Source organism: Roseateles sp. (assembly GCF_052436255.1).
GTDB lineage: Bacteria > Pseudomonadota > Gammaproteobacteria > Burkholderiales > Burkholderiaceae_C > Pelomonas.
Map to the genome: position 1 here is coordinate 1 of NZ_JBQVNP010000168.1, position 10,221 is coordinate 10,221.

The 10,221-nt window shown below is 67.0% G+C and carries 10 protein-coding genes; 4 read left to right on the top strand and 6 right to left on the bottom strand.

Annotation, left to right across the window (positions count from 1 at the left end; translation table 11 throughout):
* The 5 genes from ACT6S0_RS23935 to ACT6S0_RS23955 all read right to left on the bottom strand — a co-directional run.
* Positions 1–864 (bottom strand): aldehyde dehydrogenase family protein (locus ACT6S0_RS23935; RefSeq protein WP_444766276.1); only part of this gene is annotated, 864 nt, incomplete at its 3' end.
* 82 nt (positions 865–946) lie between these two features.
* Positions 947–2,275: a glucarate dehydratase gene (gene gudD, locus ACT6S0_RS23940; RefSeq protein WP_444766277.1), complete on the bottom strand. Its 1,329-nt coding sequence runs from the start codon at positions 2,273–2,275 to the stop codon at positions 947–949.
* A gap of 4 nt (positions 2,276–2,279) precedes the next feature.
* Positions 2,280–3,245, bottom strand: coding sequence for a Bug family tripartite tricarboxylate transporter substrate binding protein (locus ACT6S0_RS23945; protein ID WP_444766278.1), 966 nt, complete (start codon positions 3,243–3,245; stop codon positions 2,280–2,282).
* A gap of 29 nt (positions 3,246–3,274) precedes the next feature.
* Positions 3,275–4,186: a 5-dehydro-4-deoxyglucarate dehydratase gene (kdgD, locus tag ACT6S0_RS23950; RefSeq protein WP_444766279.1), complete on the bottom strand. Its 912-nt coding sequence runs from the start codon at positions 4,184–4,186 to the stop codon at positions 3,275–3,277.
* A gap of 207 nt (positions 4,187–4,393) precedes the next feature.
* Positions 4,394–5,119, bottom strand: a complete 726-nt coding sequence (locus ACT6S0_RS23955; protein WP_444766280.1) for a FadR/GntR family transcriptional regulator — start codon at positions 5,117–5,119, stop codon at positions 4,394–4,396.
* Between the two features lie 143 nt (positions 5,120–5,262).
* Between ACT6S0_RS23955 and garD the strand changes: the two genes are divergently transcribed.
* Complete coding sequence (garD, locus tag ACT6S0_RS23960) at positions 5,263–6,804, top strand: galactarate dehydratase (protein WP_444766281.1); 1,542 nt, start codon at positions 5,263–5,265, stop codon at positions 6,802–6,804.
* Positions 6,805–6,858: 54 nt separating this feature from the next.
* On the top strand, positions 6,859–8,061 hold the full coding sequence (locus tag ACT6S0_RS23965) for a tellurite resistance TerB family protein (RefSeq protein WP_444766282.1): 1,203 nt from the start codon (positions 6,859–6,861) through the stop codon (positions 8,059–8,061).
* 441 nt (positions 8,062–8,502) lie between these two features.
* On the opposite strand, the gene ACT6S0_RS23970 is transcribed toward ACT6S0_RS23965, so the two are convergent.
* Positions 8,503–9,069 (bottom strand): TetR/AcrR family transcriptional regulator, encoded by a 567-nt coding sequence (locus ACT6S0_RS23970; RefSeq protein ID WP_444766283.1) that lies wholly within the window; start codon positions 9,067–9,069, stop codon positions 8,503–8,505.
* Positions 9,070–9,185: 116 nt separating this feature from the next.
* Between ACT6S0_RS23970 and ACT6S0_RS23975 the strand changes: the two genes are divergently transcribed.
* Complete coding sequence (locus ACT6S0_RS23975; RefSeq protein WP_444766284.1) at positions 9,186–9,602, top strand: tautomerase family protein; 417 nt, start codon at positions 9,186–9,188, stop codon at positions 9,600–9,602.
* Positions 9,603–9,679: 77 nt separating this feature from the next.
* A complete protein-coding gene (locus tag ACT6S0_RS23980; RefSeq protein WP_444766285.1) occupies positions 9,680–10,066 on the top strand; it encodes a tautomerase family protein in 387 nt (128 codons plus the stop codon).
* Positions 10,067–10,221: the final 155 nt, after the last annotated feature.

The window sequence follows — 10,221 nt, forward strand, 5'->3', positions numbered from 1 at the left end:
GGTGACGATGAGGCGCGACGAGGCGGTGCAGCGCTGGCCGGTGGAGAAGAAGCCGCTGTTGACGGCCGCGTTGACGGCCACGCCCAGGTCGGCGTCGTCCAGCACGATCATCGGGTTCTTGCCGCCCATCTCCAGCTGGAACTTGGCCATGCGGGCCACGCAGGCGGCAGCGACCTTCTGGCCCGTGCCGACCGAGCCGGTGAAGCTGATGGCGGCCACGCGCGGGTCGTGCAGCAGCTTTTCGCCGACGACCGAGCCGCGGCCCATGACGAGGTTGAACACGCCGGCCGGCAGGCCGCTGCGCGACAGGATCTCGGCCAGCGCCCAGGCCGAGCCGGGCACGAGGTCGGCCGGCTTGAAGACGACGCAGTTGCCGAACGCCAGCGCTGGCGCGATCTTCCAGGCGGGAATCGCGATGGGGAAGTTCCACGGCGTGATCAGGCCGACGACGCCGACGGCTTCACGGGTGACCTCGACACCGACGCCGGGGCGCACGGAGGGCAGGGTCTCGCCGCCCGGGCGCAGCGCCTCGCCGGCGAAGAACTTGAAGATGTAGCCGGCGCGGGCGACCTCGCCGATGGCTTCGGCCAGGGTCTTGCCTTCCTCGCGGGCCAGCAGGTCGCCCAGCTCGGCGCGGCGGGCCAGGATCTCGGTGCCGACGGCGTCGAGGATGTCGAAGCGCTGCTGCGGTGTGGACAGGCTCCAGGCCGGGAAGGCGGCGGTGGCGGCCGTGATGGCGAGTTCGGCCTGGGCCGCATCGGCCTGGGCGTACTCGCCGACCAGGTCGCGCGTGTCAGACGGGTTGATGTTGCGGGAGACGGCGTGGCCGTCCAGCCATTCACCGTTGATGAGGTTCTTGTGCATGGTGGGGTCCTTGAATGCAACCACAGAGGCACAGAGCAGATGCCTCTTTGAGTCCGCTGTGTCTCTGTGGTTGCCTTTGAATTCAGCGGTCCAGTGCGGGCCGCTTGGGGTTGAAGCTCCAGCCCGGAATCAGGTATTGCATCGCGATCGCATCATCGCGGGCGCCAAGACCATGCTGCTTGTAGAGGGCATGAGCCCTCTCGACTTCCACCATGTCCAGCTCCACGCCCAGGCCCGGCTTCTTCGGCACCTGCACATGGCCGCCGACGATCTGCAACGGCTCTTTCGTCAGCCGCTGGCCGTCCTGCCAGATCCAGTGCGTGTCGATGGCGGTGACCTTGCCGGGCGCTGCGGCGCCGACATGCGTGAACATTGCCAGCGAGATGTCGAAGTGGTTGTTGGAATGCGAGCCCCAGGTCAGGCCCCAGTCGCGGCAGTTTTGCGCCACGCGCACCGAGCCGGCCATGGTCCAGAAGTGCGGATCGGCCAGCGGGATGTCCACGCTCTGCAGCGCCAGCGCGTGCGTCAGCTGGCGCCAGTCGGTGGCGACCATGTTGGTGGCCGTCGGCAGGCCGGTGGCGCGGCGGAACTCGGCCATCACCTCGCGGCCCGAAAAGCCGTCTTCGGCGCCGCAGGGGTCCTCCGCATAGGCGATGACACCGCGCAGGTCGCGCAGCAGGCGGACGGCGTCCTTGAGCAGCCAGCCGCCGTTGGGGTCCAGCGTCACGCGGGCGTCGGGGAAGCGCTCGTGCAGCGCGCGGATGGCCTCGACCTCTTCGTCGCCCCGCAGCACGCCGCCCTTGAGCTTGAAGTCGTTGAAGCCGTAGCGCTCGCGGGCGGCTTCGGCCAGTTTGACGACCGCGTCGGGCGTCATCGCCGCTTCATGCCGCAGGCGGCACCAGTCGTTGTCGGCGTCGGGTTCCGAGTGATAGGGCAGGTCGGTCTTGCCCTTGTCGCCGACGAAGAACAGATAGCCCAGCATCTCCACTGCGTCGCGCTGCTGGCCTTCGCCGAGCAGCGCCGCGACGGGCAGCCCGAGGTGCTGGCCGAGCAGGTCCAGCATCGCCGACTCGATGGCGGTGACGGCGTGGATGGTGGTGCGCAGGTCGAAGGTCTGCTGTCCGCGGCCGCCCGAGTCGCGGTCCGCGAAGGCCTTCTGCACGGCCTGAAGCAGGCCCTGGTGCGAGCCGACAGGCTGGCCGACGACGAGCTGGCGTGCGTCTTCCAGCGTCTGGCGGATCTTCTCGCCGCCGGGCACCTCGCCCACGCCGGTGTTCCCGGCGCTGTCGGTCAGGATCAGGAGGTTGCGGGTGAAGAAGGGCGCGTGCGCGCCGCTGAGATTGAGCAGCATGCCGTCGCGGCCGGCGACGGGCACGACACGCAGCTCTTTGATGACGGGCGTGGCATGCATGGAATCAATCTGCCGTGATCTTGCGGTCCTCGATGACCTTCTTCCAGCGTGCAAATTCCGACGCCTGGAAGGCGGTGAACTGCTCGGGCGTGTTGGCGACGATCTCGAAGCCCTGCTCCAGCAGCTTTGGCTTCACGTCCGGCGCGTTCAATGTCTTGACGATGCCGGCATGCAGCTTGGCCTTGGTGTCGGCGGGCAGGCCCTTGGGCGCCGCCACCGCCTGCCACGAGTACACCTGCAAGCCCTTGATGCCCAGCTCGTCCATGGTCTGCACGTCCGGCAGCGCCGGCGAGCGGCCGGCGCTGGTGATGCCCAGTGCGCGCAGCTTGCCGGCCTTGATCTGCGGCAGCGCGGTGTTGATGTTCATGAAGCTGGAGTCGACCTGGTTGCCCAGCAGGTCGGTCATCACCGGGCCGCCGCCCTTGTAGGGGATGTGCAGACCGGTGGTGCCCGTCTGCTGCCAGAACAGCTCGGCGGTGATGTGGTCGCTGGAGCCGTTGCCGGAGGTGCCGAAACTCATCTTCTCGGGGTGCGCCTTCAGGAAGGCGATGACCTCGGCCATGCTCTTGTGCGGCGACGCGGCGGGCACGACCAGCACGTTGGGCGCCTGCACGGCGACGGTGATGTAGTCGAGGTCCTTGGTCGGGTCGTAGGGCAGGTTCTTCAGCAGATGCGGGCCGATGACCAAGGGGCCCAGTGACGTGACGAGCACGGTGTAGCCGTCGGCCGGCGCGCGCTTGACCATGGCCGTGCCGATGGTGCCGCCCGCACCGCCGCGGTTGTCGACGACGAAGCTGCTGCCGGCGATGCTTTCCTGCAGCTTGTTGCCCAACAGGCGTGCGATGGCGTCGGTGGAGCCGCCGGGGGGGAAGGGCACCAGCAGCGTGACGGGTTTGGCGGGCCAGGCCTGGCCCACGGCAGCGGTGGCGCCAGCGGCACCGAGCAGCAATGCGGTCAGCAGTTTCTTCATGGGTGTCTCCGAGTGAACTTGTGGGGTGTTTATTGCGGGCCGAGCTTGGCGATCAGCGCGCTGAGCTGGTCCACCTCAGCGGGCGCCAGGTCCGACAGCGGCGGGCGCACCGGGCCGGCCGTGTGGCCCACCAGCGTGGCGCCGGCTTTCACGATGGACACGGCATAGCCCTCGCCCTTGTTGCGCAGCGCCACGTAGGGGATGAAGAAGTCGCGCACCAGGCGGTTCGTCGTCTCGGTGTCGCCCGCCGCGTGGGCGTTGTAGAACGCCATCGCCGTCTTGGGGATGAAGTTGAAGACGGCCGACGAGTAGACCGGGCAGCCCATCGCCTTGTAGGCGCCGGCAAACAGCTCGGCCGTGGGCAGGCCGCCCAGGTAGGCGAAGCGATCACCCAGCGTCTGGCGGATCGAGACGAATTTCTCGATGTCGCCCAGGCCGTCCTTGAAGCCGATCAGGTTCGGGCAGCGGTCGGCCAGAACCTTCAGCGACGCGGGCGTGAGCTTGCAGGCGCCGCGGTTGTAGACGACGACGCCGAACTTGACGCTCTTGCAGACGGCCTCGACGTGATTGATCAGGCCGTCCTGGCTCGCTTCGGTCAGGTAGTGGGGCAGCAGCAGCACGCCCTGCGCGCCCAGGCGTTCGGCTTCCTGCGCGTACTGGATGGCCACACGGGTGCCGCCGCCCGCGCCGGCCAGGATGGGCGTGCGGCCCCGGCAGGTGTCCAGCGCCACCTTGATGACGTCGCTGTACTCGCCCGGTTCCAGCGAGAAGAACTCACCCGTACCGCCCGCCGCGAACAGCGCCGAGGCGCCGTAGGGCTGCAGCCACTCTAGGCGCTCGGCATACGGCTTGGGCGCGAAGTTCAGCTGCGCATCGAAGTCGGTCAGCGGGAAGGACAGCAGGCCGGCTTCGAGGACGGCCTTGAGTTCTTGGGGCGACATGGACAGGTCTCCGTGGTGATTCACAAGTTGTAGGTCATCGTACAACTTGGTTTAAATCCAGCAGTACTAGGGATAACCCGTGAATCGCTGCTGCCGGCGCTGCACAAAAGCCAAGTCGGAAATGCAACCGCAGAGGCACAGAGGCACAGAGAAATAACAAAGGCTTTTCAGTCCTCCTCAGTGTCTCTGGGTTGCCTTTGAACTCATTCAGTCCATGTCGGCTTGCGCCCTGCGGCGGCGTTCGCGGCTGTTGCTCAGGTGGGTGCGCATGGCGGCGCGCGCCGACTCGGCATCCTGGCTGGCAATGGCGTCGAAGATGCTTTCATGCTCGACGTTAACGCGGCGCATATAGGCCAGCCGCTCCGCGCTCATGTCGGGGGTGGGTTCCAGCCGGGCGCGCGGAATGATCTGGCTGCCCAGCGTCGCCATCAGCTCGGCGAAGTGGCCGTTCTGGGTGGCCCGGGCGATTTCCAGGTGGAACTGGAAATCGGCGGCGACCGAATCGTTACCCGTCTCGACCGCGGCGATGATCTCGTCCAGCGCCCTGCGCAGGGCGAGGAGATTGGCTTCACTGCGGCGCTGGGCGGCCAGCCCCGCGGCCTCGGTCTCCAGGCCGATGCGCAGTTCCAGTACGGCGATGACGTCCTGCAGGGTGCTGAACTGCTCCGGCGTGATCTTGAACGACGGCCCGTCGCCCGGCCCGAGAACAAATGTGCCGATGCCGTGGCGCGTTTCAACCAGGCCGGCCGCCTGCAGCTTGGAGATGGCCTCGCGCACAACGGTGCGGCTGACCTCAAACTCGCCCATGATGGCCGCCTCGGTGGGCAGCTTGTCGCCGGCCTGCAGTTGACCGGCGCGGATGCGATCACCGAGCGAGTCGACCAGTTCAAGGGCCAGCGTGCGTGGCCGCCGGCGTCCGAAGGGTTGGTTCAAGGGTTATCCCGGAGTAGTGAAGCGAGCGAGACGTCTAAAGTCAGGCTGGTTGTACGACAACTAGACGACGTATGACAACAACTTTAGCAACGCTCACCGCCGCCATGCCTGATGTTTCCCCCCGTCCGCCTCTGACGCTGCGCATGCGCGCCGAAGACAACGTCGCCATCGTTGCCAACGACGGCGGGCTGCCGCCAGGCACCGTGCTGCCCGATGGCGCGCCCGGCGCTGGGCTGGTGCTGCGCGACAAGGTGCCGCAGGGCCACAAGCTTGCGCTGCGCGACATCGCCGAGGGCGAGGTGGTGCTGCGCTACGGCGTGCCCATCGGCTATGCGCTCAAAGCCATCCCCGCCGGCAGATGGGTGCACGAGCGCCTGCTTCAGATGCCCGCCGCCCGCGCGCTGGAGGGCCTGCCCATCGCCACCGTCAAGCCGCCGGCCGCCGAGCCGCTGACCGGCTACACCTTCGAGGGCTACCGCAACCGTGACGGCTCGGTCGGCACGCGCAACATCCTCGCCATCACGACGACGGTGCAATGCGTCGCCGGCGTCGTCGCCCAGGCCGTGGCGCGCATCAAGGCCGAGCTGTTGCCGCACTACCCCAACGTCGACGACGTCATCGGCCTGGAGCACAGCTACGGCTGCGGCGTGGCCATCGACGCGCCGGACGCCGTCATCCCCATCCGCACGCTGAGGAACATCTCGCTGAACCCCAACTTCGGCGGCGAGGTGATGGTGGTGAGCCTCGGCTGCGAGAAGCTGCAGCCCGCCCGCCTGCTGCCGCCGGGTTCCTTCCCGATCACGGACGAGCGCGGCGAACTGGACACCGTCTGCCTGCAGGACGACGCCCACGTCGGCTTCATGTCAATGCTCGACGACATCGTGGGCAGCGCCAGGCCGCACCTGGCGCGCCTGAACGCCCGCCGTCGCGAGACCGTGCCCGCGAGTGAGCTGGTCGTCGGCGTGCAATGCGGCGGCAGCGACGCCTTCTCCGGCGTGACGGCCAACCCGGCGGTGGGCTTCTGCGCCGACCTGCTGGTGCGCGCGGGCGCGACCATCATGTTCAGCGAGAACACCGAGGTGCGCGACGCCGTCGAGCAGCTCACCAGCCGTGCCGCCACGCCAGAAGTCGCCGACGCCATCATTCGCGAACTCGGCTGGTACGACCGCTACCTTGACCGCGGCCGCGTCGACCGCTCGGCCAACACCACGCCCGGCAACAAGGCCGGCGGCCTCTCCAACATCGCCGAGAAGGCGATGGGCTCCATCATCAAGAGCGGCAGCTCGGCCATCAGTCACGTGCTGGCCCCGGGCGAGAAGCTGCGACCCGACCAGCGCGGCCTCGTCTACGCCGCCACGCCTGCCAGCGACTTCATCTGCGGCACGCTGCAGCTGGCGGCCGGCATGAACCTGCACATCTTCACCACCGGCCGCGGCACGCCCTACGGCCTGGCCGAATGCCCCGTCGTCAAGGTCGCCACGCGCACGGACCTGGCGCGCCGCTGGCACGACCTGAAGGACATCAACGCCGGCCGCATCGCCGATGGCGAGGCCACGATTGAAGAGACCGGCTGGGAGATGTTCCGCCTGCTGCTGGACGTGGCCAGTGGCCGCAGGAAGACCTGGGCCGAGCACTGGAAGCTGCACAACAGCCTGGTGCTGTTCAACCCGGCGCCGGTGACCTGAGCGGGGCGCGCCATACTTTGGCCGCGCTGATGCGGATCAGCGGTTGGAGCGACAGTGAAGGACGGTGACAACACAGGCCCCGAAGTCGGCGCGTACCGGGTGGCCGCGTCCGGCGCCTTCGACGGCGTGCAGCGGGTCGTCGCAGAGCCCCTGCGCTTCAAGGCCAAGCTGGCCATCGGCGAGAACGCCTATGCGTCGCTGCGCATGATCAACCGCACCCGTGAGGTCTGGGACGTGCTGGGTGCCGCGGGCGCGGGCGCGGCCATCGTCAAGTCTGGCGTCCTGGGGATTGGCGCTGCAGCAACCCCCGTCGGCTGGGTGGCGTTCGCGGCGCTGGCCTCGGGCGGCGCCTGCTACGGCCTGTACCGATGGCTGGGCAATACCAAGGGCACGCGGGTCATCGAAATCCCGAGGTTCCTGAACACGCCGCTGGACACGCTGGGCCTGGCGCTCTTCGACCTGATCGCGCCGCTGGCCCTGCGCCTGGCCGCGGTGGATGGTGGCATCGAGCCCGCCGAGCGGGCCGCGCTTGTCGAGCACCTGGTGGCGGAGTGGGGGCTGGACCCCACCTTCGTGGCGCGCGCCATTGCACAGATCGAGCCGGGCATCATGGACGGATCGGTGGAGGACATGGCGGCCGAGCTGTCCGCCTTCCTGCATGCCAACCCCGATTGCAACCACGAGGCCATCGCCGCCGACCTGGGCCAGTTCCTGCGCAAGCTGCTGCAAGCCGGCGGGCCGCTGACTGCGGTCGAGGAAGAGGCGCTGGCCGCCAGCCTGGTGCTGCTGCAGCAGACGTCGGACGGCACGCTCACCAAGGCCTGGCTCGGTGCCCGGGCGGAAGCCGGCAAGGCGGCCGGGCAACTCGGACAGTCGGCCAAGGACGCCGCCGAATGGACGCGTGAGCGTCTGCCCACGCCCGAGCAACTGCAGGCCGCGGCCGGCACGGCGGCCACGCAGGTCCAGCAGTCGGTGCAGAAAGCGGCCGTGCAGCTGGGCAGCTCGGCCAAGGACGCCGCCGACTGGACGCGCGAGCGCCTGCCAACGCCCGAGCAATTGCAGGCCGCAGCCGGTGGGACGGCAGCGCAGGTCCAGCAGTCGGTCAGCAAGGCCGCGTCGTGGGCGCAGGACAAGCTGCCGGATGCAGCGGCCAATGCGGCCGCCCAAGCGACGGCCCAGGTCCAGGGCGCGGCCAAGCGCTCCATCGGCCTGGCCAAGGCCGGCCTCGACCTGATCAAGAAGCGGTCGCGGCCCTGAAGATCAGCGGCAGATCCGGCGGCGGCCGGGCCTGGGCTGCCTGGTGGCGGCCTCGCTCAAGCCCCCGAAAGCTGAGGCCATTGAATCGAGGCGCTGGCAGCGGCTACGCCCGGGCTTCTGAACTGGCTTTCATTCAAGTCTGAACTTGCGGGCGTTCTTCTCACTCAGCGCTTCACTTGCCGTTCCCCGGATTTCGCCGGGGTAGCGGGTGTCGGGATGGCGATGACCGATCAAGGCTTGGTGCGGTCGCTCGCGGTCGGCGCCTGAGAGTCAACAAAGTGCCCGAAGCGGAAGGTCGAGACCGACGACGAAGGGCGACGCAGCAGCGTTCTCGGACGGTCGGCGCCGTTTGTCGTGCGTACGCTGTCGGTCCCATTGCTGTCATTGGGACTCGAGCGATGCCGCTCCACTTAGTCAAGAACTCGGATGCCACACGCGCCGCTACGCATAGTCCGCTAACAACTGCTGCCGCATCGCGCCCGCTAAAGCCTGCGCCATCTGCACATCACCCATGGCTCGCGCCATCGTCACCGTTCCAATCAGTGAAGCCAGAGCGGTAAGGGCAGCCTCCGGCGTGACTGGCTTCGCCGGCGAGTCTGGACCTTCAACGATGGCTGCCGCGATGGCCTGCAGCTTTTCCTGAAACACGCCCTTGGTCTCGTCGTCAGCGCGAGCCAGTTCCGGCGTGAGAGTTTGGAGGCTGCAGCTTTGTGCGAGGTCGCAGCTTAGCTTCTCGCCGAGGTAAAACCGGACGAACTCGGGCCACCACGCTTGGCCACGCTCATCCTGAAAGTACCTGATGCCGCCAAGCAATTCATCCATCCCGAAGGCCACCGCCTCTCGAAACGCATCAGCCTTCGAACTGAAGTTCGCATAGAACGCCCCGGACGTCACGCCTGCACGTTTGGCCAGTCCATCCACACCAATGCCGTAGCCCTGGCTTCGAAAGCCTTCGGCTGCGGCCTGCCGCATCCGCTGGCGCGTCTGCTCCTTCTGCTCGCTTCTCATCGCGCGATCCGCCATGGCAAAGACCCATGATAGCAATCGGATAACGAGCGCTATGTATAGTTAAATAACGGTCGTTATGTGAACGCCGTTACTACCTTTTTAACTGGAGCAACGTTATGCCTCTGACCCTCATCGCTACCGAAGGACTGATCCCACCCAGTCGATACGCGGCCACCGTCTCCCGCCTCTCCGAGTTGTTTCTTCGTCTTCACAGCCTGTCCGGAAACCGTGCGTTGACGCCCAACGTCGTCGGCCATGTGCAGACCGTGCCTGCTGGCAGCAGCTTCTGCGGACTCGAACCGCAGCCCATCGTGGTCGTGGAGTGGCTCACACCGTCCTTCGCCTTCACGTCCCGGGAAGTCCAGCGAGCCTACGTGAAGGAGGCAACGGACATCGTCGAAGAGGCCTGCGAGGGGCGCCAGCCGCGGGAGCAGATTTGGGTCAACGTGAAGCATGCCGTTGATGGCACCTGGGGCATCGGCGGCGAGGCTTTGACGAACGCTGAGCTGATGGAGGCCCTGGCGAAGGGCTGATGTAACCGACAGGGCTCTTCAACGTGCTGGCGAGTACGCGCTCGCCAGCCTCCACCTTCTCAACAGGAATCACCTTCATGCCGTTCGTCCACATCTTTCATGGCCGGGACTTCAACCAAGAGCGGATCGAGCATCTCGGCGACTCGGTCCATCGAGCGCTCATGGAAGCGTTCGACGTTCCGCCGGACGACATGTTTCAAGCCTTCTCGGTGCACACCGCCGGTTCTCAACTCCGGGTTACGCCAGCTTTCCTGGGTATTCGACATTCGGCTGACGCCGTGTTCGTGCAGATCACCTGCGCGCCGGGGCGCACCGATGAACGGAGGCGAACGCTTCTCGCTGCCATCGTCGCTCACGCCCACGCAATGGCTGACGTCAATCCGGAGGACGTCATCATCAACCTCGTCGAATCCAGTCGAGAGAACTGGTCGTTCGGCAACGATCTGGCGCAGCTCGCAGCATGAACGTAGTTCCACTCAAGCATGCGCGCCTGCTGCACACGATTGTTGGCGCCGACCGAATTTTGTGGCGCTCAAAATTCGGTCGGCGCCCAAAGCCGAGGATGAAAAAAGCGAGCTCGCGCACGTGGTTGTACATCAGAAGTCGGACGCGGAGCGCC

Bases quoted from the DNA above. Each gene is read 5' to 3' on its own strand.
- gudD (WP_444766277.1), bottom strand. From the start codon at position 2,275: ATGCATGCCACGCCCGTCATCAAAGAGCTGCGTGTCGTGCCCGTCGCC.
- ACT6S0_RS23945 (WP_444766278.1), bottom strand. From the start codon at position 3,245: ATGAAGAAACTGCTGACCGCATTGCTGCTCGGTGCCGCTGGCGCCACC.
- kdgD (WP_444766279.1), bottom strand. From the start codon at position 4,186: ATGTCGCCCCAAGAACTCAAGGCCGTCCTCGAAGCCGGCCTGCTGTCC.
- garD (WP_444766281.1), top strand. From the start codon at position 5,263: ATGCGCGCCGAAGACAACGTCGCCATCGTTGCCAACGACGGCGGGCTG.
- ACT6S0_RS23970 (WP_444766283.1), bottom strand. From the start codon at position 9,069: ATGAGAAGCGAGCAGAAGGAGCAGACGCGCCAGCGGATGCGGCAGGCC.
- ACT6S0_RS23975 (WP_444766284.1), top strand. From the start codon at position 9,186: ATGCCTCTGACCCTCATCGCTACCGAAGGACTGATCCCACCCAGTCGA.
- ACT6S0_RS23980 (WP_444766285.1), top strand. From the start codon at position 9,680: ATGCCGTTCGTCCACATCTTTCATGGCCGGGACTTCAACCAAGAGCGG.